22 protein-coding genes are annotated in these 22,163 nt (G+C 59.6%); 6 read left to right on the top strand and 16 right to left on the bottom strand.

Features of this window, described 5'->3' with window-relative positions:
- Positions 1-13 precede the first annotated feature (13 nt).
- The 4 genes from HER32_RS02750 to HER32_RS02735 form a co-directional block, all read right to left on the bottom strand.
- Positions 14-1,225, bottom strand: a complete 1,212-nt coding sequence (locus HER32_RS02750) for an aspartate aminotransferase family protein (protein WP_168680348.1) — start codon at positions 1,223-1,225, stop codon at positions 14-16.
- A gap of 100 nt (positions 1,226-1,325) precedes the next feature.
- Entirely contained in the window at positions 1,326-1,805 is a 480-nt protein-coding gene (locus HER32_RS02745) for a hypothetical protein (protein WP_149069200.1), read from the bottom strand.
- A 29-nt stretch (positions 1,806-1,834) separates the two neighbouring features.
- Positions 1,835-2,269, bottom strand: coding sequence for a hypothetical protein (locus tag HER32_RS02740; RefSeq protein WP_149069201.1), 435 nt, complete (start codon positions 2,267-2,269; stop codon positions 1,835-1,837).
- 38 nt (positions 2,270-2,307) lie between these two features.
- Positions 2,308-2,853, bottom strand: a complete 546-nt coding sequence (locus HER32_RS02735) for an RNA polymerase sigma factor (protein ID WP_168680346.1) — start codon at positions 2,851-2,853, stop codon at positions 2,308-2,310.
- Between the two features lie 64 nt (positions 2,854-2,917).
- Here HER32_RS02735 and HER32_RS02730 point away from each other — a divergent pair, with 64 nt between their 5' ends.
- A complete protein-coding gene (locus HER32_RS02730) occupies positions 2,918-3,748 on the top strand; it encodes a hypothetical protein (protein ID WP_168680344.1) in 831 nt (276 codons plus the stop codon).
- Between the two features lie 76 nt (positions 3,749-3,824).
- Positions 3,825-4,475, top strand: coding sequence for a zinc ribbon domain-containing protein (locus HER32_RS02725; protein WP_197748864.1), 651 nt, complete (start codon positions 3,825-3,827; stop codon positions 4,473-4,475).
- A 145-nt stretch (positions 4,476-4,620) separates the two neighbouring features.
- Here HER32_RS02725 and HER32_RS02720 read toward each other — a convergent pair whose 3' ends face one another.
- Positions 4,621-5,352 carry a DUF481 domain-containing protein gene (locus HER32_RS02720; protein ID WP_168680342.1) on the bottom strand — a complete coding sequence of 244 codons (732 nt, stop codon included), beginning with the start codon at positions 5,350-5,352 and terminating at the stop codon, positions 4,621-4,623.
- A gap of 480 nt (positions 5,353-5,832) precedes the next feature.
- On the opposite strand from HER32_RS02720, the gene HER32_RS02715 reads away from it, so the two are divergent.
- Positions 5,833-6,390, top strand: coding sequence for a hypothetical protein (locus tag HER32_RS02715; RefSeq protein ID WP_149069205.1), 558 nt, complete (start codon positions 5,833-5,835; stop codon positions 6,388-6,390).
- 105 nt (positions 6,391-6,495) lie between these two features.
- On the opposite strand, the gene HER32_RS02710 is transcribed toward HER32_RS02715, so the two are convergent.
- From HER32_RS02710 to HER32_RS02675, 8 genes are all read right to left on the bottom strand, one after another.
- Positions 6,496-7,452, bottom strand: coding sequence for a transketolase family protein (locus HER32_RS02710; protein WP_168680340.1), 957 nt, complete (start codon positions 7,450-7,452; stop codon positions 6,496-6,498).
- A gap of 63 nt (positions 7,453-7,515) precedes the next feature.
- Positions 7,516-8,223 carry a phytanoyl-CoA dioxygenase family protein gene (locus HER32_RS02705; protein ID WP_168680338.1) on the bottom strand — a complete coding sequence of 236 codons (708 nt, stop codon included), beginning with the start codon at positions 8,221-8,223 and terminating at the stop codon, positions 7,516-7,518.
- Between the two features lie 56 nt (positions 8,224-8,279).
- On the bottom strand, positions 8,280-9,686 hold the full coding sequence (locus HER32_RS02700) for a vWA domain-containing protein (protein WP_149069208.1): 1,407 nt from the start codon (positions 9,684-9,686) through the stop codon (positions 8,280-8,282).
- 89 nt (positions 9,687-9,775) lie between these two features.
- Positions 9,776-10,678, bottom strand: coding sequence for a transketolase (locus HER32_RS02695; RefSeq protein ID WP_168680336.1), 903 nt, complete (start codon positions 10,676-10,678; stop codon positions 9,776-9,778).
- A gap of 104 nt (positions 10,679-10,782) precedes the next feature.
- Positions 10,783-11,232, bottom strand: coding sequence for a thioredoxin-dependent thiol peroxidase (gene bcp / locus HER32_RS02690; RefSeq protein ID WP_149069210.1), 450 nt, complete (start codon positions 11,230-11,232; stop codon positions 10,783-10,785).
- An 84-nt stretch (positions 11,233-11,316) separates the two neighbouring features.
- Complete coding sequence (locus HER32_RS02685) at positions 11,317-11,901, bottom strand: lipocalin family protein (RefSeq protein ID WP_149069211.1); 585 nt, start codon at positions 11,899-11,901, stop codon at positions 11,317-11,319.
- Between the two features lie 162 nt (positions 11,902-12,063).
- Positions 12,064-14,070: a M23 family metallopeptidase gene (locus tag HER32_RS02680; protein ID WP_149069212.1), complete on the bottom strand. Its 2,007-nt coding sequence runs from the start codon at positions 14,068-14,070 to the stop codon at positions 12,064-12,066.
- A gap of 120 nt (positions 14,071-14,190) precedes the next feature.
- Complete coding sequence (locus tag HER32_RS02675) at positions 14,191-14,805, bottom strand: fumarylacetoacetate hydrolase family protein (protein WP_168680334.1); 615 nt, start codon at positions 14,803-14,805, stop codon at positions 14,191-14,193.
- Positions 14,806-15,004: 199 nt separating this feature from the next.
- On the opposite strand from HER32_RS02675, the gene HER32_RS02670 reads away from it, so the two are divergent.
- Together HER32_RS02670 and HER32_RS02665 are read left to right on the top strand one after the other, a co-directional pair.
- The gene (locus HER32_RS02670; protein WP_168680332.1) at positions 15,005-15,799 is read left to right on the top strand and encodes a M48 family metallopeptidase; all 795 of its coding nucleotides are present in this window, start codon (positions 15,005-15,007) and stop codon (positions 15,797-15,799) included.
- A gap of 15 nt (positions 15,800-15,814) precedes the next feature.
- Entirely contained in the window at positions 15,815-16,387 is a 573-nt protein-coding gene (locus HER32_RS02665; protein WP_149069215.1) for a hypothetical protein, read from the top strand.
- Between the two features lie 154 nt (positions 16,388-16,541).
- Here HER32_RS02665 and HER32_RS02660 read toward each other — a convergent pair whose 3' ends face one another.
- Together HER32_RS02660 and HER32_RS02655 are read right to left on the bottom strand one after the other, a co-directional pair.
- A complete protein-coding gene (locus HER32_RS02660) occupies positions 16,542-17,237 on the bottom strand; it encodes an alpha/beta fold hydrolase (RefSeq protein WP_168680330.1) in 696 nt (231 codons plus the stop codon).
- A gap of 15 nt (positions 17,238-17,252) precedes the next feature.
- Positions 17,253-18,638 (bottom strand): UDP-N-acetylmuramate--L-alanine ligase, encoded by a 1,386-nt coding sequence (locus HER32_RS02655; protein ID WP_168680328.1) that lies wholly within the window; start codon positions 18,636-18,638, stop codon positions 17,253-17,255.
- A gap of 323 nt (positions 18,639-18,961) precedes the next feature.
- Here HER32_RS02655 and dnaB point away from each other — a divergent pair, with 323 nt between their 5' ends.
- Positions 18,962-20,506, top strand: a complete 1,545-nt coding sequence (dnaB, locus tag HER32_RS02650; RefSeq protein ID WP_232066501.1) for a replicative DNA helicase — start codon at positions 18,962-18,964, stop codon at positions 20,504-20,506.
- A gap of 169 nt (positions 20,507-20,675) precedes the next feature.
- Here the strand turns inward: dnaB and HER32_RS02645 are convergent, their stop codons facing one another.
- Positions 20,676-22,151 (bottom strand): glutamate synthase subunit beta, encoded by a 1,476-nt coding sequence (locus tag HER32_RS02645; RefSeq protein WP_168680325.1) that lies wholly within the window; start codon positions 22,149-22,151, stop codon positions 20,676-20,678.
- Between the last annotated feature and the right edge of the window lie 12 nt (positions 22,152-22,163).

Here is a 22,163-nt window from a genome sequence, read left to right as displayed (position 1 = left end):
GCCCGTAGCTGCCTTACGCAGCCCCCTGCTCTTGGCCCGTAACGAAGGATACGGCGCGGAGCAGGGCCGCGCAGGCCTGTTCTATTTCCGCGTGGGTGATAGTAAGCGGGGGAGCAAGGCGCAGAGAGTTGTCGCAGAACAGAAACCAGTCCGTGAGGATGCCCTCGTGGGCCAGGGCACGGTCGATAATCGGCTTGAGCACGGCAAACGAATCGAATTCCACGGCCATCAGCAGGCCACACCCGCGTACTTCCTGAATGGCCGGGTGCCGCAAAAGCCGCCGAAACAGGGCGGCTTTTGCCGTTACGCCCGCCAGCAGTTGCTCCTCCTGAATTACGCGCAGCGTGGCCAGCGCCGCCGCGCACGATACCGGATGACCCCCGAACGTAGTCAGGTGCCCCAAAATGGGGTTGCTCTTGAAGCCGGCCATGATTTCCTGGGGCGCAATGAAGGCCCCGATGGGCATGCCGCCGCCCATGCCTTTGGCGGTGAGCAGAATATCGGGCTCAATGCCAAACTGCTCGAAGGCCCAGAAGGTACCGGTACGCCCAAAGCCACACTGAATTTCGTCCAGAATCAGCAGGGCACCCACCGCCGTGCAGCGCTGGCGCAGCGCCGTAAGGTAACCGGCCTCCGGTACCCGCACACCCGCCTCTCCCTGCACTGTTTCCACGATAACGGCTGCCGTGTGCTCGGTAATCAGCTGCAGGTCTGTCAGATCGTTAAACTCGATATGCTGCACGTCGGGCAACAGGGGGCGGTAGCTGCGCTTGAAGTCTTCGGAGCCCGTGACGGACAGCGCCCCCTGGGTAGAGCCATGGTAGGCGCGGTGGCAGCTGACCAGACCGGTGCGGCCGGTATGGCGCTTGGCCAGCTTGAGGGCCCCCTCCACGGCTTCGGTGCCGGAGTTGGTGAAGTAAACCGAGTCGAGGCGGGCCGGCAGGGTTTGGTGCAGGGCGTGGGCCAGCTCGGCCGGCGGGGCCTGCACCAGCTCCCCGTACACCATCAGGTGCAGGTACTTATCGAGCTGGTGCTGGATGGCCTGTAGCACGCGGGGGTGGCGGTGCCCCACGTTGCTGACGCCGATGCCGGAAATTAAATCCAGGTAAGGCCGCCCGTCGGGGCCGTACATGAACACGCCTTCCGCCCGCTCAATTTCAAGCAGCAGCGGAAAGTCAGAGGTTTGGGCCTGATGACGCAGGAATAATTGGCGTGGGGTGAGCATATGGAAGTAACAGCGTGGGGCCGCAAAGGTACACCACGACTGACCGGGACCCGAAAAAGGCTGCCGAGGCAGCCTTTTTCATGTTTTCAGTAACGTTAGCTTATTCGTCCAGACCACCCGGTGGCGGCCCGGGCCGCCCGCCACGCCGGTCGGCCACGCGCTGCAGCACTTCCTTGGTGAACTGCCGCTCGGCAATAAACAAACGGGCCGTTTGCCGGAGGCTGATGACCTTCTGAAACCGCTCCACGTAGTCTTTCTCCAGGTCGACTTCCTGCTGGCGCAGGGCCAGCACCTGCCGGATATTATCGCGCAGCTGCTGGTCGGTGAGGGCATCGGGGTTGTCGGTGCGCAGCTGGCGCTGGCGGCGGTTCAGGTCCCGGCGCTTGTCGCTGTACTCGTTGTACACCGGCCAGAAGCGCTGGGCCTGGTCCTGGGTAAGGGCCAGCTTATCGGTGAGGTAGGCAATTTTAGCGTTTTCCAGCTGACTAAGCCGCTCGCCGCGGCGGCCGGTCTGCGCCTCCGATGCCAGCGGCAGGATCAGCAGCGTCAGGGCCAGAGTAAGGTATTTGAGGTAGCTCATGGGGTGAGAGGCAAGTTGGAATGAGTAACTTATAGATAGGCTTCGTCGATGGGAAGGGCGTCCAGTTCGCGCTGTACCTCGGCCGGTGTAGCCTCCAGGTAAGCGGTGTTGCTGACGGCCACGGCGGCCGGTAACTCGGCCAGGTCGGCCAGGGTTAGGCGTTGGTCAGTTGCCAGCAGGTATTGGACCAGCTCTTCCTGGGGAACCTGAGCCAGCGACGACGTTGCCGCAGGTGCCGGGCTCAGAAAAAAGGATGCGGCAAAGCCACCCAGCACCACTACGGAAGCCAGGGCCGTGCGCAGCGGCGCCGACAAGGCCGAGAGCCAGCCCCAGGCCGGGGCCGAAGCCGGCTGCACGCGCTGCATCAGGCGGGTGGGCAGCTGCTCAAAATAGCGGTCTGGGGGAGGCGTCAGCGGCGGGTGGGGGCGGCGCCGGTGTTCGTCCAAACGGAAAGGCGTGTTCATGGGCGGTTAGAGAGGCGGAAGGCCCCGGGGTTTAATCGTTAAGAGAAATGTTCGTTCACGTACTGCTCCACTTTTTTGGCGGCATGGTGATACGAGGCTTTGAGCGCGCCTACGGAAGTGCCCGTTACGTCGGCCATCTGCTCGTAGGGCATTTCATCGTAGTAGCGCAGGTTGAAGACCAGCCGCTGTTTGTCGGGCAGGCGCAAAATGGCTTTCTGCAGCTTCAGCTCCACTTCGTCGCCGGCCAGCTCTTCGTCGGCTTCCAGCTTTTGCGCCAGCTCGGCGCCCACGTCGTTGAGGGGCAGAAAGAATTTGCGCCGCTTGCTTTGCAGAAAGCTCAGACACTCGTTGGTAGCAATGCGGTAAATCCAAGTGTACAAGGAGGCATCCTGGCGAAAGTTCTCCAGGTGGTTCCACACCTTCACGAAGGTATCCTGCACCAGGTCGTCGGCATCCTCGTGGTCGACCACCATTTTGCGCACGTGCCAGTACACCTTGCTTTGGTACTTGCGCACCAGCTGGTTGAAGGCCACGTTACGGGAGGCCGGGTCATGGAACTTGCGGAGGATTTCCTGGTCTTCCAAGCAGGTGAAGGTAGGGGAGAGGCGGACTGTGTGGGGTTAGAGGCGCCGAAGGAGAACAGGTTTAATGAGGATACACGAAAATAGTCATCTTTATACCTTGCCGAGTCTCACGTTACCTGTACATCCGTTCTATTCGATGTTAGTCAGCTTTTCAACCAAAGCAGCCCTTGTGTTTCTGCTTACGGGCGTCGCCACCTTGCCTTCTGAAAGCGAGCAGTACCGTCGGCAAGTGCTGGCCAGTTCGGATTTGAAGCCAACTGAGCTTAGTCGCCAGTACACGGCGCGGTCATTTGCCCCACTTTGGCTGCACTCTGACCCTGATTTGGTGTTTGGCTTTATTGGGGACGGCTACCGGCGCTTACAGGTAAAACTCCTGACGATACGGCCCGATGCACAGCAACCGGGCCGCTACACCGTCACGGGCAAGGCTAAAGTCGGCACAAACATAACTGGGTTTCAAGGCACCTTCGTGCTGCTGCACGTGCGGGAAAACAAGGCCCGCCCAAGAGCCGCTGATGATATGCCTACCAAGGCCGTGAAAGCAGGAATAGCACTGGTCGAATACGAGCTGCGGGAGCCAGAAGGGCAACCAACTGCCGGCGTGTTTCGAGGGGTACTCTGCACGCAATGGTACCAGGACCGCCACGGCAAACTGTACTATAACGACCTGCAGAACTACTCGGATAATTACGAGAACAACCAGTTTGTGGGCACCTGGCAATCGTATAAAACCGGGCAGGTGAAACGCTGCAACTGGGGTGACTACCGGATGCCCAACAGCGGTGACTTCGACCAAGGCGCAGGAGAGTTCAGCCCACAGGAAAAGTATTGGGCCAACGGCTGGCAGGCGTTTAAAGGTGGAGGTTACCAACGAGATAAAGCGTGGTGGAAATAGTGTGCCTAGGAACGAAATAGAAATAACTATTGAGAACTGCTACTTTTAAGCCCGCCGACTACTTCTACCCACTGCTATGAGCAATATGATTCAGTTCGTGGCCAACCACGACGACCTCAGCACCGATAAGGGCTTCCAGTTTAAATTCTACTGCGACAAGTGCCGCAATGGTCACATGTCACGGTTTGTGCCCAACAAGGTGGGCATTGCCGGTGAACTGTTGCGGGCAGCTGGCAGCCTCTTCGGGGGGCATTTCTCCGATGCCGGCAATGCAGCCTACCACGTGCAGCGCGCCATCGGCGGCAAGGCCCACGACGACGCCTTGGAAACGGCCGTGCAGGAAGGCAAAACCTACTTCAAGCAATGTACCCGTTGCGGCCACTGGGTGTGCCCCGATGTGTGCTGGAACCACTCGGCCGGCCTCTGCGAAGACTGTGCCCCCGACGAGCAGGAGGAGCTAACCGCCCAACAGCGGCAGGCGGCCCGGGAACAGATTCATACCAAAACCCGGGAACAGGACTACACCAAAGACCTGGATTTCCTTGGCCGCGCCAGCTTGGTACAGTGCCCCAAGTGCAGCGCCAAGCTAGCCCCTGGCCAGAAATTCTGCCCGGAGTGCGGCACCACCAACGCGGCAGCAGTCACCAAAGCCAAGTTCTGCGGCGACTGTGGCGCCGCCGTCAAAGCCGAACAGCGGTTCTGCGCCGAGTGCGGGGCGAAACAGTAAGGATAGAATAAACTGAGTAGTCATGGCAGAGGCCGGAGGCCGAAGCATTTCGCAAGCTGACGCTGTGGAGGTAATCCATATATCAGCACCCAAGATGCATCAGCCTCCGGCCTCTGCATGACGATTACTACTTCTATTGTTCAATCTATTTCGTGCTGTAGGCCACGCCCACGGTCACGTTGGTATTATCGTTGGGTTTGCCTTCCAGCACGCGGCTTTCAAAAGTATAGTTGTAGGTGCCCGTGATGGCGAAGCGGGGAGTGAAGCGCAGGGCCAGCGTCGTGAGCTGGCTAAAGCGGTAGTCGTCGAAGTTCTGCAGGTTGGGCAGGTAGAACGTGTTGGCCGTGAGGCTGAAGATATGGTAGTTGTATGCCACCTTCAGGCGGGCCGAGCTGCGCGTGACAATGCGGCTGGAGTTGTCCTTAAAATACGTGGCCTCCCGGATGATGAGGTTGCTCAGGGCTACCTCGCGCCCTAGTGAATCCTGGTAAAACGCCCAGCCGGGCCCGGCACCCAGCTGCGTGCGGTTGTCGATGCCGCGCAGGTTGCTGCGCTCGTAGCCCCCGATGCCGTAGAAGCGGAAGTGGCCTTTCCAATAGTAGGGCGTGGCGTTGAGCAGAAATTCCCGCTCCTTGAGCCGCCGGTCCTGCTTGCCGAACGCGAAGCTACCCATCACGGGCGCTCCGAAGTGCATGCCGCGCAGCAGCGTCACATTGTGCACCGTCGAAAACAGCGCCCGGTTCACGCCCCCCGAGGTGTACTGGCCCGTCAGCTGCCCGCTGTAGCGGATGATGGTAGTGTCGGGCCGTTGGGCTAGGGCGGGGGAGGCCGCACCACTAAGTAGCAGCAGGAAAGTAGTAAACAAGTAAAAACGCATCGGAGGGCAAGCCGCAAGAGAGGCTTGTCGGCAAAGGTAGCCTTGGGCGGAATGGCCTTTACTACACGGTGGAAAAAGTCAAAAAGTCTGGGCTGGTTGCTCGCTCATCTATTTGTTTGAAGGACCGTGATTAGTAGGGCCGAACAGGGAGCGTAGCTTACGAATAGTTCGCCCAGGCCGCTCACCGGGTAGGCATCTGCCAGCCCGGTCAGGCTGCATTATTTTCCACCATTCTGAAAGCGAGTACGGATTTATTCGACGTTTGCTGGGGTACAGTAGCCCCACTCAACTCGTGGGTCTCTGCTGATTAACTACTTTGTGGGGCACGCTGCTGTATGTTTGCTTTATGCAAGTACATTGCGCACTAAAGAGCGGTTTACGAAACGTGTATACGACTGTATCCTCGTATATACAGCTGTTATCGTTTGGGTATAAATCGGTTAATCAGGCAGTCTAAAATCGGGTTACATGGACAAGAGGATGTTCTTTAAGATTCGTTTATATAGTACAGCAATAGTAACATTTGCGATATGGTCGCTCTTAGCTTGGGATTATTCTCATGGCGGAGTACCAAGCCATCATATTTTGAACAATAAAGACTTGCCGGGAATCTCAAATTGGTGGGGCGGACTATTACTGCCTTGTTTAACCTGGTTTCTGGTATACCGTGTTCAAAAAATGATTACTCATCAAAATGAGCCCTATGAAACGTCGGATTATCAACAGTATGTACTTTACAGGTTCGCTGGTGCGCTAATATTCGGCGTGCTGCTATCTGTCTTTTTTAGCTTTGGCTATACAGATCTAGCAGGCAACATGATTCTGCTGCTTTTCCCGGCAGCACTGTTCTTTCAACTTTATCGGGCAGAGTGTCTTCTTGGCTTTATTATCGGAATGACCTATACCTTTGGTGGGGTTCTTCCAGTTGGTATCGGTTTGATATTTGCGTTAATAAGTGCAGTATTATATTTATTGATTCGACCTGGAGTGTTATATATAGCAATGAATGTTGCTCGGAAATTATCGGCGAATAAATAAAACTCCTGAAAGGAAGGAATATTCTTTAAAAGGAATATTCTTTAAAAAAGAGGATCCTGCAATATAAAATAGCAGGATCCTCTTTTTTAAAGAAGCCGTACTAGCTTATTTCCGGCGGGCCATTACTTTTTCTACGGCGCGCACGATGGCGGCTTCGTTGAGCTCGTACTTTTCCATCAGCTGGTCGGGCGTGCCGGACTCACCGAAGGAGTCGTTTACAGCCACCATTTCCAGGGGCAGGGGCTCCTCGCGGGCCAGCAGTTGGGCAATGGAGTCGCCGAGGCCGCCGTTCATCTGGTGCTCTTCGGCCGTTACCACGCAGCGCGTCTTGCGCGCCGATTCCAGCACCAGCTGCGCATCCAGGGGCTTGATGGTGTGGATGTTGATGATTTCGGCGTTGATGCCTTTCTCCGCCAGCAGCTTGCCAGCCAGGATGGCCTTCCAAACCAGGTGGCCCGTGGCGAAGATGCTCACGTCGGCACCTTCGTTCAGCACAATGCCCTTGCCGATTTCAAACGTCTGGTCGGCGGGGGTGAAGTTGGGCACTACGGGGCGGCCAAAGCGCAGGTACACGGGGCCTTCGTGCTCGGCAATGGCCAGCGTGGCCGCCTTGGTCTGGTTATAGTCGCAGGGGTTGATGACGGTCATGTGGGGCAGCATCTTCATCAGCCCGAGGTCCTCCAGAATCTGGTGGGTGGCGCCGTCTTCACCCAGCGTAAGGCCCGCGTGCGAAGCGCAGATCTTCACGTTCTTGCCCGAGTAAGCAATGCTCTGGCGGATTTGGTCGTACACGCGGCCGGTGCTGAAGTTAGCGAAGGTACCGGTGAAGGGAATTTTGCCCCCGATGGTGAGGCCGGCAGCCAGGCCCATCATGTTGGCCTCGGCGATGCCTACCTGGAAAAACCGCTCGGGAAAGTCCTTCACGAAGGCATCCATCTTCAGGGAGCCAATGAGGTCGGCGCAGAGGGCTACCACATTGGGGTTGGTTTTGCCTAGCTCGTGCAGGCCCGCGCCAAAGCCGCTGCGGGTATCTTTCGATTCGGTGTAGGGGAAGTCTTTCATTGAGTTGGGACTTGGGGGCTTAGGGACTTTATTTTGTAATGGTTGACGCGCATTGCGCAGGGTTCAGGATAAAGACAGCTTTTCCCGCCACTGCAAGCCTGCGGGCAGTTCAGCGGCGCTGAACGCCAGATGGATGACCCGGCGGGGGCGGGAGCTGGTGATGCGGTTGGACGCGTGAAGCGTAAGGGGCTGCATCAGCATAACGCTACCTGCGGGAACGTCGCAGGTTACGGCGTGAGGCGTAAAAGCAGGATGCTGGTCGTTGGGAATGACGCCGTGGCGGTGGGAGCCGGGCACCACGCGCAGAGCGCCGTTGGTGGCGTCACAGTCGTTGAGGTGCAGGCGCAGGGTGATGATGCTTTCCAGGATTTCGCGCGGTGGCAACACGGTGGTTTCGCCACTTTTCGTGCTCCAGGGGCCAAATCCAGGTAAGTCAAGCCGTCGGTCTACGGCTACCATCACATCCTGATGCCAGGCCACTAGCCAGTTGGAGCCAGCCGGTTTATCAAAGTAAATGGCCTTAACGAGGTGTGGTACCTGATCGGGAAACAAGTAAGCCAGCATCGTCCGAAGCAGGGGCGTCAACAGTAGCTCCTGTAGCTGGGGCAGTTCGCCCAGCAGGTTGCGGATGGCAAATACATCCTGGCTGCGGCGGAAGTTGGGAGAGGACGCTTCGGCCGCTTCAATGTGGCGAAGCAAGACCGCTATTTCCTCGGGAGAGAAGACGTTCGGCAACGTAGCATGGCCAGCCGTAGCAAGTTGAGCGGCCACTTCAGCTGCCTCAGATTCAGTTGAGCTACTGTTCGCTATTTCCTTTAGCTGCACGCTCATTTTCCGAAAATGCTAACCGACGTGGTTTGGCCGGATTTGATGGTGAAGGAGCGCGTGTCGGTGAACTTGCTGCCGGTGGCCGTGCTGGTGCGGAACACCAAGCGGTAGGTGCCCGGCTGCATGGGCAGGTTGATTTTGCTGCTGGCGCCCTCGGGCAGGTTGTAAAGCCAGGTTTGGGTATCGTCGGAGTTCAGGCGGTAGATGCTGCCGTAGCCTTTCAGGTCGCTGATGATGTTCAGCGTGCCGGGAGCGTCGTAGGTAACCACCGTTTCGCGGCCCTGGGTGATGGTGACGCGGCGCAGCTGGCGGGGCAGCGTGAGCAGCTCCACCTCGTAGTTGCCGGCCAGCAGCTTCTGGCGGGTGCCAAAGGAGCGGGAAATGAGCGTGGCCGGGTTGCCGGCCTGCCGCACCACGGCCTGCACGCGCCCGTAGGGGTTGGGCGTGAGCTGGGGACCTTGCAGCACCAGCGTGCCCTGAGGAACTTTGAAGTTGAGCACATTGGCCTTGCCGGGCTTGATGGCCAGGTTCTGGTGACGCACGGCCGGCACAGTGTTAATCACCAGGTCGTAGCTCTGCAGCGGGTCTACGTCCAGCACATCGGGCTGGCCTTTCTGGTCGCGCCAGTGAATGTAGTTGTACTCCGGCGTTTCCGTCACGTTGTTGATGAACGTCATATTCACGTTCGACTCCACGCCCCGGCCCAGGTCGTCGGTCAGGTTCACGGCCACAGTGGTGCGGGCTAGTGTCTGGGCAATGACGTCGTTGAGAATCGTGCGGAACGTCTTCACGTCGGCGGCATTGTAGTAGGTGCCCAGGCACTCCAGCTGCTTGCCAAACTCCCGCTCGGCCCCAATGCCAATTACGAAAGGCTTGAGGAAGATGCGCTTGCGCTGCAAAGCCAGGGACGTAGCGCACGGGTCGCCCTTGCACGACTCTAGCCCGTCGGTAATCAGGATAAGCACGTTGCGGGCGGCCTTATCGGCCGGAAAGTCACCGGCCGACTGCTGCAGAGAGTAGGTGATGGGCGTGTTGCCCTGGGGCTTCAGCTGCTGCAGCCGCTGCTTGATGGCCCCCGCATTTTTGCGCGCAAACGGTACTTCCAAGCGCGAGTCTTCGCAGTTGTTTTCCTTGTTGTCGTGCTGGTGCCCGTAGGCCCGCAACGCCAGCTCCAGGTTGGGGTAGGCGTTCAAGGAGTCCACCATCTTGGAGAGCAGATCCTTGGCAATGTCCCAGCGCTGCTGCCCTTCCCAGGGTGCCTGCATCGAGCCCGAGGCATCCAGCACAAACAGGATGCGGGTGGTGCGGGGCTGGGTGGAAGGCGGCGCCTGCTGGGCACGCAGCGGCCCGGCCAGCCACAGCCAGCCAGTGAGCAGCAGGAACAGGGTGCGAACGGGGTGGGACATAGGGCTACGAAGCGCGGCAAACGGTGGCGGAAGCAGCAGAAGCCCGGCTTGGCTTCTGCTGCCGCTCAGAAAGCAGTGTCTACAAAAAACTAGTAGTCCCCGGCCTTTTCTACAGCCAGCTGCTGCAGGGCAATTTCCAGCTGCTCGTTGTTGGGCGCTACGCCGTGCCACTTGTGGGAACCCATCATGAAGTCGACGCCAAAGCCCATCTGCGTATCCATCAGCACCAGCACGGGCTGGCCCTGGCCGAGCAGGCTTTGCGCTTCTTCAATGGAAGGCAGCAGCTTCTCGAAGTCGTTGCCGTCGGTTTCGAGCACGCGCCAGCCGAAGCTTTCGAACTTGGCGCGCAGGTCGCCGAGGTGCATTACCTTGTCCGTAGGGCCGTCAATCTGTTGGCCGTTGCGGTCTACGAAGGCAATGAGGTTATCGACTTTGTGGTGGGGCGCGTACATGGCCGCTTCCCACACCTGGCCTTCTTCCAGCTCGCCGTCACCCATCAGCACAAATACCGTCCGGTCGTCGCCATTCAGCTTCTTCGCCTGGGCCGCGCCGGTGGCCACGCTCAGGCCCTGGCCCAAAGAGCCCGAGGCGATGCGCACGCCGGGCAGGTGCTCATGGGTGGCGGGGTGGCCCTGGAGGCGGGAGTTGAGCTTGCGGAACGTGGCCAGCTCGCTTACCGGGAAGTAGCCCGAGCGAGCCAGCACCGAGTAGAACACCGGCGAAATGTGCCCGTTCGACAGGAAAAACAGATCTTGGTTGCGGCCATCCATGTCAAACGGCTGGGGCGTGTGCTTCATCACCTTGAAAAAGAGCGACACCAGCAGGTCCGTGCAGCCCAGGGAGCCGCCGGGGTGGCCGGAGTTGACGGCGTGCACCATGCGCACGATGTCGCGCCGCACCTGGGCGGCAATCTGTTTCAGCTCGGCTACCGAAGTGCTGGCCGAGGGGGTGGAAGTGGCGGATGAAGCGGCGAAAGACGTATCCTGCGACATGGGGTCGGGTTGAGAAATGGGGTTAGGAAAGCAAAGGTAGGAAGTTGGCCCGGCTGGGCCACGCACAAAAAAAGCCCCACCAAACGGGCGGGGCTTTCAACAGATTATAGGAGCTGAGCCGTGTGGTTTTTGGTGTCGACTTTCGTCAATACTTTTTCAATGCGGCCCTCTTCATCAATGACAAACGTGTAGCGCATGGTGCCCATGTACTTGCGGCCATACATGGATTTCTCCTGCCACACGCCATAGGCTTCTACCAGGCGCTTATCCTCGTCGACCAGCAGCGGGAAAGGCAACTCGTACTTGGCCGCAAACTTCTGGTGCGACTTTTCCGAATCGATGCTCACGCCCAGCACCTGGATGCCGGCCGCCAGCAAAGCGGGGTAGTTGTCGCGCAGGTTGCAGGCCTGAGCCGTGCACCCGCTGGTATCGTCCTTGGGGTAGAAGTAGAGGGCCACTTTGCGGCCCGCGTAGTCCTGGAGGCGGTGCAAGGCACCGTGTTGATCTTTGGCTTCGAAGGCGGGAGCCCGCTCGCCAACTTGGGGTACTGCCATGCCACGAAGGTAGGGCAGAAGATTGGCTTTTGCCAGCCGCCGGCTGACTTCGCCCCCTGGCTACGGCGTGGGCCATTGGTAAATCTAGGGTTTGCCGGCTACGGGCTGGGGCGTATAAATCAGGTTCTCTACTGGGAAGCCCAACTCTTTAGCGCGGGCGACAAGCTGGTCGCGCAGGTTGCGCTCCAGGTGGGGCGTGCGGCTCAGCAGCCACAGGTTTTTGCGGCTGGGTTCTCCCACCAGGGCATAGCGGTAGTCGGAGTGGTCGAGGGCCAGTATCCAATAGTCGCCCTCGAAGGGCCAGAAGAACTGCACCTTCAGGCGGGCATTGCTGGAATCTACGGCGCGGGCCACGGCCGTAGCCGTTTCCGCCGGCCCGTTCAGCCCTTCTTTGTGGCAGGTATTGCGCACGTTGACTTTGCCATCGGGGCGCAGCTTGTACTCGGCCGTCACGTGTTGGCAGCCTTTCTCGAAGCGAGTGGGCAGGCGTGCAATTTCGTACCAGAGGCCGGCGTAACGGTGCAAGTCTACGTGGGCCACGGTGGGCAGGGGCGGGTGCAGCTTGCGGCGGGCGTAGGCATACACGGCAACTCCGGCAGCAATAGTGGCAGCCGCGCCAGCTAATAACACAGGCTGACGGCGTTTGGGGAATTTGGGAATCGAAGCCATAGACGCAGAATGAATCAGAGCCCAACTATACGCAGAATCGGACGGGAAGTAAAGCTTGGCTTTCGGTCAGCCTGTTAGCAGTCTGTTTCTACAAGACGGAGCAGCATACAAAGCAAAGGGGCCGCATTATGTGCGGCCCCTTTACTGATTCCTGACGGGCTATTACAGCGTCATGCTAATGACTTTTTCATTGCCGGCCATATCCCGCAGGGTGAGGGTAGCTGGGCCGCGCAGGGGCGGGCCCAGCTTGTCGTCGCGCTCCGAGAACAGGGTGGAGTTCTTGTGCTCAAAACGCAGCATCCGAAACTGCCCATTTACTTCCAGCCGGTAGCTGGCCAGGCCCGAGAGGTCGTCGCCAACCTTGAACACGACGCCCGCCGCGCCCTTGCTGACCAGCCGACCCGAGGGCGGCGTCTTATCGGTCACCAGCTTAAACTGGCCGAAGATGCGGGTGTTGAAGCTAAACTGCTCCCCGTCCCACTGGCCACTTTGCCAGATGCGCGCGTTGCCCCGAATCAGGCAGGCCGCCGTGCGGGCTTTGTCGGCTACCGGGGTTTCGGGTTTGAGCGTGACGCGCATGGCTTCCTGCACGGGCGTCACGGCGCTTTGCACCCGCCACAGTCCGTCTTTGTACGTCGTTTGCAGGTAGAGCGTATCATAGGTGGTGCGCGGCCCAAACGCGAGGTTGATGTAGGGCGTGGCAAACAGCTGCTCCTGTCCGGCCGGAATGGCCGCTACCCGGTCGAAAACCTGAGGCCGCCGCAGGCCGGGGAAGTTGATGGAATCGGGGAGGCCGGCGCGCAGGTCGTAGAGGTACACAGTGCGGCTCTGGTCGGTGTAGCTGGGGCGCAGCTGGCGCTGCCGGCTGCCGCGGGTGAGCGTGACGTTGGGGGCCTGGCGGGAAGTATCATCCACGGTCACGCGCAGAATATTGCGCAGCACGTCGTAGCGCAGGGTGGGCTTGCGCACAGCGGCACTGCGGGTTTGCCAGTATTCGGGTTCCTGGCCGCGCAGCACCAAGTGCAGGGGCGTGGCATTGCCGTAAGCATCCTCCAGGCGCATTACCACGTCGTACACCTTGCCGGCTTCTACCCGCAGCTTGCCTTTGCCCGGGCCGGTTTTGTAGATGCGCATCTGGTTGCCGTCATCCACCCACAGCTTTTCCAGGGTGCGGCGCGAGGTCATCAGGTACTCGTAGTCGATGTGCTGGTTGACTTCCCGGGTTTCGGTGGGAAAGCCTACGCCGTTGATGACGTGGAAATAGAAAGGCTGGCCGTTCACGCTCACGGCCACGCGGTACAGGCCATTCTTGTTCCAGGCCTGGTCGAAGCGGTCAAACGCCTGCAGCAGCAGCCCGACGGTGCCGAAGGCCGGAATGGTGTCGGGCACTGTATAGCCCGCGCCGGGGGTGCCGGTGGGCGTAAACAGGCGCTTCTCAAACCGGCCCTGCACCCGGGCATCGATGCTGAGGGGCTCCACGGCAGCGGCCACCACAGTAGGGGAAACGTGGTCCTGAATTTCGGAAAAGCCGCCCCACTGCAGGGGGTTCAGCTGGTTGTCCTGGGCGTCGCGCACTTCCCAGTGCAGGTGGGGGCCCGCCGAGCCGCCCGTGTTACCGGATAGGGCTACTACTTCCCCGCGCTTCACGGCAAACTGGCCCGGCTGAAAGAACAGCTCCAGCTCGTAGGTCTGCTTCTGGTACTGCTGGCGGCGGAGCTCATCGGCTACCGGCCCCCGAAAATGGTTGAGGTGCCCGTACACCGTGGTCAGCCCGTTGGGGTGGGTGATGTAGAGCACATTGCCGTAGCCAAAGGAGCTTTGCTTGAGGCGGGAAATGTAGCCGTCGGCGGCAGCGTACACGGGCAAATCCACGCGCCCATCGGTTTTGATGTCGAGGCCACCGTGGAAGTGGTTGGGGCGCAGCTCGCCCATGCTGGCGGCCAGAAAGTTTTGCTGGCCGGGCTTGATGGGCAGCAGGAAATAGTCTTTGGCTACTGCCACGGCGGTAGGCGCGTCCACTGCCCCGGGTGCGGTGGCGGCTGGCTTGGGCTTTTCGGTAGAATCGGGCTCCTGGCCACCGCAGGAAGATGGGCGCAGGCCCATCAGCAACAGAAAAGGCAAGGCCACGCCCAGCAAGCGGTGCGACCGGGAAGTCAAGAAATCAGGCATTCAAGCAATAGGTAAGCGGCTCGCACAAAGCAACCCGGGTTTGGGGCTTCAACGAAAAAAACGGCGGAATAGGATACAGAAGGCCGCCTGGTCCCAGAAAAAGTCCCAGGCGGCCTGCCCTTATTTCACGGCCAGATCAAACATCTTCTCTTCCCCGATAAACCCGGCCAGCTGGTCGCCGATGCGCACCGGGCCAACGCCGCTGGGAGTGCCGGTGAAAATCAAGTCCCCCATTTTCAAGGTGATAAACCGGGAGATGTAGCTGATGATCTTGGAGAAGTCGTGTAGCATCAGGCCGGAGTTGCCCTGCTGGCGTACCTCGCCGTTCACCTCCAGCCGAAAAGCAATGTTCTTCAGGTCCGGGAAGTCGGCCACGGGTTTGAACTCCTGGGAAATGGGGGCCGAGCCATCAAAGCCCTTGGCCAACTCCCAGGGCAGGCCTTTGCTTTTGAGCTTGCTTTGCAGGTCGCGGGCCGTAAAGTCGATGCCCAGGCCGATGGCATCAAAGTAGGTAGGGGCAAATTTATCCTCGATGTTCTTGCCGTTTTTGCAGATGCGCAGCACCAGCTCCACCTCGTGGTGAATGTCCTGGGAAAAGTCGGGCAGGAAGAAAGGCTGGTTGCGCTGGAGCAGGGCCGTATCGGGCTTGGCAAAGATGACGGGGGCGTCGGGCGTTTCGTTTTGGAGCTCGGCTATATGTTCGGCGTAGTTGCGGCCAATGCAAAGGATTTTCATATCGGAGGACTTGAAGTCGGGGGAAAGCCAATAAACGAAGGTATCAGAACGAAAGGCAAGACCCTAAGCCCCTAAGCGCCCAAGACCCCTAAATCAAACATTTTGCCCGCTGCTTCACGTATAGCACCCCACGAAACCCAAGGGCCCGCAACGGGGTACCCGTCGGGCTTCTTTCCACGCTTTTCCTAGCTTCGTTCCCATGTTTAAGAAAATTGCTTTGGCCGGGTGCCTGTTTATGGCAGCCGCCTGCTCCACTGTTCCCATCACCGGCCGCCGCCAGCTCAGCCTGGTTTCTGAAACGGAAATGAATACCATGGCGGCCCAGGAGTACCAGAAAGTATTGGCTTCCAGCCGAGTGGTGTCCAGCGGCGCCCAGGCCGCTATGGTGAAACGCGTGGGCCAGCGCATCCAGCAGGCCGTGGAGCAGTACTTCCGCCAGCAGGGCCAGCAGGCCCAGCTCGAGGGCTACGCCTGGGCGTTTAACCTCATCGACGACAAGCAGGAAAATGCCTGGTGTATGCCCGGCGGCAAAGTAGCCGTGTACACGGGCATTCTACCCATCACCCAGGACGAAAACGGCCTGGCCGTGGTTATGGGCCACGAAATTGCCCACGCCGTAGCCCGCCACAGCTCCGAGCGGATGAGCCAGCAGATGGCCGCCCAGGGCCTGGGCACGGTCGTGTCCACGGCCGTAGGCCAGAATCCCTCGGCCACGCAAAACGTGTTTCTGCAGGCCGTCGGCGTTGGCGGCCAGATTGGGCTGCTGAAGTTTGGGCGTAACCAAGAGTCGGAAGCCGACCACCTCGGGCTGATTTTCATGGCCATTGCCGGCTACAACCCTGATGGGGCCGTGCAGTTCTGGCAGCGCATGGATGCCCGCGAAAACTCTGCTTCGCCGCCCGAGTTTCTCTCTACGCACCCTTCCAACGGCACCCGCATTGCCGACATTCAGAAGGAGCTGCCCGAGGCCCGCAAGTATTACACCGCCCGCTAATTGCCGCCCGCTCACATGTACGTTCCTTCCTTCGGTCACACTACCCGGCTCTTGACGGGTTTGCTCCTGCTCTCGGCGGGCCTGCTCAGCAGCTGCGAAACTTCCCGGCGGCAGGCCTTTCCCGAGGTCAGCTCTCCGGTGAACGACCCCACCAAAACCGAGCAGCGCCAGCTGGAAGCTACTAGCAAGCTGGTGGCCGAAATTGCCGAGGGCAAAACCCAGTACTCCGTTCCGCGCGACCAGCTTACCCGCAACTTCATCCGGGAGTTTGGCGATGGTACGGTGGTCGACAAAGTGGTTATCCGAAAAGTGCAGGAGAAGCCCAAGGATGCCCCGATATACTATCTGGTGGGCCTGGGTTTGAAGGATGGCATGTTCCGCGGAATGGCTATTCCTCTGCGTAAGTCCACCGACAACTCTCTGTACTTAAGCTCGAACACGGAGCGGTATATTCTGCAGGGTACGGGCTGTACGTTCTGCTTTTTCAACTTCCAGGGCAATAAAATCGTGGGTACTACCTGCGAGGAAAACACCGGCGGCTCCTCCTGCGACCTGACGGTGAAAGACAACAACACCTTTTTCCGCTAAGCCATGCTCAGCCGCAAATGGATTCTGCGCCTTTCGCTCACGGCGTTGGCTCTGCTCGTCACCACCGACAAGCGCCGGCCCAAGCCCGGACCAGTGACCGATAAATAAAGAAGGCCCGCCAATTGGCGGGCCTTCTTTATGCAGCAACTTAAACCTAAAACTGCCCGGCAAACTGCGCCACGCGGGAAGCCAGCAAATCGGGATTTACTTTCTCCAACGGGTGCGGCGTGTTCATGATGATTTCGAACACGGCCTGGGGCAGGTAGCCGGCGAACTGCTGGGAGGCATCTACCCCGGCCGTGGTATCCAGCTCGCCCACTAGCACCTGCACGGGTACTTTCAAGGTGCTTAAGTTAGCCTGGGTGAGTGGGGGCGCGTCGCCGAGGCCCCGCATGAGCGCGCTGGTGGCTTCCAGCAGCGCGGGCAGGGAAGTAGGCGCGTGCAGCTCCTCTAAATGAGCCGCGTACTGCGGCACCTTCGCGCGCATCTTCCCGGCATCCAGAAAAGCCGTAGCCTGCGCGGCCATGGCTGGCGACCAGCCAAACGTAGTACCCAGCGTAGTGATGCTGCGAAAGCGTGCCGGAGCCTGAGTGGCCGCTACCAACGCCGCGTAGCCCCCCATGCTGTAGCCGAATACGTGGGCCGCCTCCCAACGCTGCTCGTCCAGAAACTGAAGGATTTCGTCGGCGAAACCAGCCATAGAAAATGTGCCGGCTTCCAGCGGCTGGCCGCCGTGCCCACTGAAGCTGAGCGTGCGTACGTCGAAGGCCGCTGCCAGCTGGCGGGCCAGGGGTTTCAACTGCTTTTCCGAGGCCAAGGCACCGTGCAGCAGGAGCAGGGAAGGTTTCATGGGGGCGGGTAGCAGTTACTTGGTGACTTCAGCGGCTAGCTGATTCAAATCCAGCCCATCAAACGTGCCCGAGGACATCATCAGCAGGTTGGCGTTTTGCCAGTTCTGGGCGTGCAGGAAGGCGGCCAGCTCCCGGCTGTCGGTAAACACGCGCAGGTCGGGGCGCTGGAAGGCCTGCTGTACAGCCTCGGGCGGTAAGGCGGGCAGGCGCTTGTGCTCCAGCACGTGGGGGTTAAAGTACACCACCGCCACGTCGGGCGTGTCGAAGGTGTGGGCGTACTGGGGCAGGAAGGCCGGGTTGAGGGAGCTGAAGGTGTGCAGCTCCAGGCAGGCCACCAGCTTGCGCTCCGGGTACTGCTTTTTGAAGGCTGCCGCCGTGGCTTTCAGCTTGCTAGGCGCGTGGGCAAAGTCCTTGTACACTACCGAATCGTGGCCTTCCTTCACCAACTCCAGCCGCCGGGCCGCGCCTTTAAAGGTGCCCAGGGCCTCGTAAAACTCCTTGGCCTTGATGCCCAGCTGCTTGCACACTTCCTTGGCAGCCGAAATGTTGCGCAGGTTGTGCTCCCCAAACACTTGGATGGGCACTTCTTCTTCCTTCTTGTTGAGCAGGAAGGTTTTGCCGTTCCGAATGACATGCTCGTGGGGGCCGTAGCCGACGTACTTCACGTCCGGGTTCGAGGGTACCGTTACCAGCTGCACCTGCTCGTCGTCCTGGTCGTAGATGAGGGTGCCGGCCTTGGGCGTCATCTCGGCGAAAATCTTGAACTGCTCCCGGTAGATTTCTTCCGTCGGAAACACGTTTATGTGGTCCCAGCTGATACCGGAAATAACGCCAATGTGGTGCTGGTACAAGTGAAACTTGGGCCGTCGGTCGATGGGGGAGGACAGGTACTCGTCGCCCTCAATGATGATGATGGGCGCGTCGTCGGTCAGCTGCACCATCAACTCGAAGCCCTCCAACTGGGCCCCTACCGCGTAATCGAACTTGCGGCCGTGGTAGCGCAGCACGTGCAGAATCAGGGAGGTAATGCTGGTTTTTCCGTGCGAGCCGCCAATGACGATGCGCTGCTTGTCGCGGGAGGCTTCGTAGATGAACTCGGGGAAAGAATATACCCGCAGGCCTAATTCCTGGGCACGCAACAGCTCGGGGTTGTCGGGGCGGGCATGCATGCCCACAATCACGGCGTCGAGGTCGGCCGTTATCTTTTCGGGAAACCAGCCTTCCTCGGCCGGCAGCAGCCCGGCTTTGGCTAGGCGGCTTTTGGCTGGCTCAAAGATTTCGTCGTCGGAGCCCGTTACGTGGGCGCCGCCCTGGTGCAGGGCCAGAGCCAAGTTGTGCATAATACTGCCCCCGGTGGCAATCAGGTGCAAACGTTGAAGCGAAGAAGGAGTGTCGGCCATGCAGTAAGCTAATAGAATAGGGCGACAAAGGTAACAGGTGGCGGGGAACGGAAATCAGGTAACAGAGGCCGCGCTTCACCTCGCTACCTACTGGCTAGCATACAAAAAAGAAACCTTATCCGCCAGTTCCGGATTGTAAAGCCCAGCCGTTAGCTTTGTACCCCCTTGGGGTAAAATTCGGGCCAGAAGCAAGAAAATTCGGCCAGAACCCGCCCAACCTGCTTACCTTGTAGTGCTACTTTTTAGTGATGAATGACCGGATGGATGACCGCCTGAAACAAGCTGGCTCACGAGCAAAAGCTGCCTGGAACAACCGCCCGGCCATGATGCCGGCCAGTGGTCCGGCGGGTAAGCTGCCGCCCCAGGCCCTGGAGCTGGAAGCCGCCGTACTCGGGGCGCTTATGCTCGAAAAGGACGCCCTTACCACCGTTATCGACCTGCTCAAGCCCCAGAGCTTCTACAAGGATGGGCACCAACGCATCTTCAAGGCCATTCTGAACTTGTTCGACAAGTCGGAGCCGATTGACATTCTCACCGTCACGCACGAGCTGCGGGAGATGGGCGAGCTGGAAGCCGCCGGCGGGGCGCACTACGTGGCCAACCTCACGTTCAAGGTCAACTCGGCGGCCAACATTGAGTATCACGCCCGCATCATCACCGAAAACTCCATCAAGCGGGAGCTGATTCGCATTGCCTCCGACATTCAGCGCGACGCCTTCGAGGATACCACCGACGTGTTCAACCTGCTGGACTCCACCGAGCAGTCGTTGTTTGAAGTATCGGAATCCAACATTCGCAAGAACTTCGACGACATGCGCAGCCTGATGGGCAAGGCCATCAAGGAACTAGAAGAAAAGAAGGACCAGAAGGACGGCCTCACCGGGGTGCCCTCCGGCTTCTCGGCTCTGGACCGCGTAACCTCCGGCTGGCAACCCTCTGACTTGGTAATTATTGCCGCCCGCCCCGGTATGGGTAAAACCGCCTTCGTGGTGTCGGCTATGCGCAACGCGGCGGTGGAGTTTAAAAAGCCGGTAGCCATTTTCTCTTTGGAAATGTCCTCGCTCCAGCTCGTGAATCGTCTGATTTCGGCCGAGGCGGAGCTGGATTCCGAGAAAATCAAGAAGGGTAATCTGGCCGACTACGAGTGGGCCCAGCTCAACCATAAGATTTCCGGGTTGTCGTCGGCGCCCATCTACATCGACGATACGCCGGGCCTCAGCATCCGGGAGTTGCGTACTAAGTGCCGCCGCCTCAAGGCCCACCACGACATCCAGATGATCATCATCGACTACCTGCAGTTGATGACAGGTAACTCGGATGGCAAGGGTGGCGGCGGCAACCGCGAACAGGAAATTGCCTCGATTTCGCGGGCGTTGAAAGGTATTGCTAAGGAATTGAACGTGCCGGTCTTGGCCCTGTCGCAGCTTTCCCGCTCGGTAGAAACTCGCGGCGGCGACAAGAAGCCCCAACTCAGTGACCTGCGCGAATCGGGTTCTATTGAGCAGGACGCCGACATGGTAATCTTCCTGTACCGCCCCGAGTACTACAAAATTACGGAGGACGAAATGGGGAACCCCACCCAGGGCACCGGCGAGGTTATCATTGCCAAGCACCGGAACGGCTCCCTGGAAACCGTGCAGCTCAAGTTCATCGGCAAGTTCACCAAGTTTGCCGACCTCGACGGCGGGGGCGGAGGCTTCGGCGACGCGAACTTCAACCCCGGCGCTTTCCCGCCCAGCAGCTTCGATGAGCAGACTGGCTTCACGCCCAACACCATCCGGCTGGGCTCCCGCATCAACAACGACGGTCCGCCGCCCACCCAGCCTTTCCCTCGCAGCACCTTTGACGACGGCCCCCCGCCATTTTAGAGTTATAGGAAGGCCGAAAAACGAAACGCCCGCTACTTGTAGCGGGCGTTTCGTTTTTCTTCCACGTCTGTTATCCTGAGCGTAGCGGAGGACCTTGTTACGTGAGAACAAATCGTTCAGTAGTGCTAAGGTCCTTCGCTGCGCTCAGGATGACAGGTTTTTCATGAGCCTACCCGAACATCCCCACCGCATCCTTGCTGGGTAGAGCAGTTTTGCCGGTCAGGAAAATATCCACCTGCCGGGCAGCCTCTCGGCCTTCGGAAATAGCCCACACAACCAACGACTGCCCCCGGCGCATGTCGCCTGCCACGAATACATTGGACTGGGAGGTCAGGAAGTCGTTGTCGGAAGCAGTGCGCACGTTGCCGCGCTCATCCAGCGCCACACCTAGCTGCTCGAGCAGGCCTTCGTATTGCGGGGAGGCAAAGCCCAGGGCCAGCAAGGCTAGCTCGCAGGGGATTTCGCGCTCCGAGCCTTCTACCTCGCTGAAGGCCAGGCGGCGGCCCAGTACGTCGGTTTCCCAGGTCACGTCCGTCACCAGCAAGGCCCGCACATGGCCATTTTCGTCGCCTAGGAAGGCTTTGGTATTGACACCCCAGTAGCGTTGGCAGCCTTCTTCGTGGGACGTGCTGGTGCGGAACATGGCGGTAGGATAATGAGGCCAGGGCTCGTAGTTGGGCCGCTCGGGCGCCGGTTGGTGCATGAGGGCAAACTGCGTGACGGAGCGCGCCTGCTGACGGTTGGCCGTGCCCACGCAGTCGGAGCCCGTGTCGCCGCTACCGATGACTACCACGTCCTTGCTGGTAGCCAGTAGTTCCTGGGCATCAATAGGCAGCGCACTTACGCGGCGGTTGTGCTGGGTAAGGTAATCCATGGCGAAGTGAATGCCCGACAGCTCCCGGCCCGGAATGGGCAAGTCGCGCGGCACCAGGGCTCCACCCGCTAGCACCACGGCATCGAAGGAGCGAGCCAGCTCCGAAGCGGGCACGTCGCGCCCGATTTCGGTGTTGCACCGAAACACCACCCCGTCTTCTTCCATCAGGCGAATGCGCCGGTCAATTACCCATTTATCCAGCTTGAAATCGGGAATGCCGTAGCGCAGCAGGCCCCCGGGCCGGTCGTCGCGCTCAAACACCGTTACGGCGTGGCCGGCGCGCACCAGTTGGGCAGCGGCGGCTAGCCCAGCCGGTCCCGAGCCCACTACGGCCACTTTCTTGCCGGTTTTGAGCACCGGCGCCGTGGGCTGCACGTAGCCTTTGGCAAAGGCCGTTTCGATAATGTGTCGCTCGATTTCCTCAATGGCTACCGGGGCAGCATGAATACCCAGCACGCAGGCCGACTCGCAGGGAGCCGGACAAATACGGCCGGTAAACTCCGGAAAGTTGTTGGTAGAGCTCAGGATCTGGTAAGCTTGCTCCCAATCCTGGCGGTACACCGCATCGTTGAACTCCGGAATGATATTGCCCAGCGGACAGCCCGAGTGGCAGAAGGGAATGCCGCACTCCATACAGCGCGCCGACTGCTGGTGCAGCTGCGTCTCGGTGTATTGACCTACGAACTCCCGGTTGTGCGCCACGCGCTCCTGCGGGGCCGCTTTGGTCGGTAGCTCCCGCTGAAATTCCTTGAAACCCGTGCTATTGCCCATGATAATGCTTGT

This window comes from Hymenobacter sp. BT18 (assembly GCF_012273015.1).
Lineage (GTDB): Bacteria > Bacteroidota > Bacteroidia > Cytophagales > Hymenobacteraceae > Hymenobacter > Hymenobacter lutimineralis.
This window is presented reverse-complemented; position numbering and strand designations above follow the sequence as displayed.

Coding starts and splice junctions, on each gene's coding strand:
- HER32_RS02750 (WP_168680348.1), bottom strand. CDS start 1,225: ATGCTCACCCCACGCCAATTATTCCTGCGTCATCAGGCCCAAACCTCT.
- HER32_RS02745 (WP_149069200.1), bottom strand. CDS start 1,805: ATGAGCTACCTCAAATACCTTACTCTGGCCCTGACGCTGCTGATCCTG.
- HER32_RS02740 (WP_149069201.1), bottom strand. CDS start 2,269: ATGAACACGCCTTTCCGTTTGGACGAACACCGGCGCCGCCCCCACCCG.
- HER32_RS02730 (WP_168680344.1), top strand. CDS start 2,918: ATGAGGATACACGAAAATAGTCATCTTTATACCTTGCCGAGTCTCACG.
- HER32_RS02725 (WP_197748864.1), top strand. CDS start 3,825: ATGAGCAATATGATTCAGTTCGTGGCCAACCACGACGACCTCAGCACC.
- HER32_RS02720 (WP_168680342.1), bottom strand. CDS start 5,352: ATGCGTTTTTACTTGTTTACTACTTTCCTGCTGCTACTTAGTGGTGCG.
- HER32_RS02715 (WP_149069205.1), top strand. CDS start 5,833: ATGTTCTTTAAGATTCGTTTATATAGTACAGCAATAGTAACATTTGCG.
- HER32_RS02710 (WP_168680340.1), bottom strand. CDS start 7,452: ATGAAAGACTTCCCCTACACCGAATCGAAAGATACCCGCAGCGGCTTT.
- HER32_RS02700 (WP_149069208.1), bottom strand. CDS start 9,686: ATGTCCCACCCCGTTCGCACCCTGTTCCTGCTGCTCACTGGCTGGCTG.
- HER32_RS02695 (WP_168680336.1), bottom strand. CDS start 10,678: ATGTCGCAGGATACGTCTTTCGCCGCTTCATCCGCCACTTCCACCCCC.
- bcp (WP_149069210.1), bottom strand. CDS start 11,232: ATGGCAGTACCCCAAGTTGGCGAGCGGGCTCCCGCCTTCGAAGCCAAA.
- HER32_RS02685 (WP_149069211.1), bottom strand. CDS start 11,901: ATGGCTTCGATTCCCAAATTCCCCAAACGCCGTCAGCCTGTGTTATTA.
- HER32_RS02680 (WP_149069212.1), bottom strand. CDS start 14,070: ATGCCTGATTTCTTGACTTCCCGGTCGCACCGCTTGCTGGGCGTGGCC.
- HER32_RS02675 (WP_168680334.1), bottom strand. CDS start 14,805: ATGAAAATCCTTTGCATTGGCCGCAACTACGCCGAACATATAGCCGAG.
- HER32_RS02670 (WP_168680332.1), top strand. CDS start 15,005: ATGTTTAAGAAAATTGCTTTGGCCGGGTGCCTGTTTATGGCAGCCGCC.
- HER32_RS02665 (WP_149069215.1), top strand. CDS start 15,815: ATGTACGTTCCTTCCTTCGGTCACACTACCCGGCTCTTGACGGGTTTG.
- HER32_RS02660 (WP_168680330.1), bottom strand. CDS start 17,237: ATGAAACCTTCCCTGCTCCTGCTGCACGGTGCCTTGGCCTCGGAAAAG.
- HER32_RS02655 (WP_168680328.1), bottom strand. CDS start 18,638: ATGGCCGACACTCCTTCTTCGCTTCAACGTTTGCACCTGATTGCCACC.
- dnaB (WP_232066501.1), top strand. CDS start 18,962: ATGATGCCGGCCAGTGGTCCGGCGGGTAAGCTGCCGCCCCAGGCCCTG.
- HER32_RS02645 (WP_168680325.1), bottom strand. CDS start 22,151: ATGGGCAATAGCACGGGTTTCAAGGAATTTCAGCGGGAGCTACCGACC.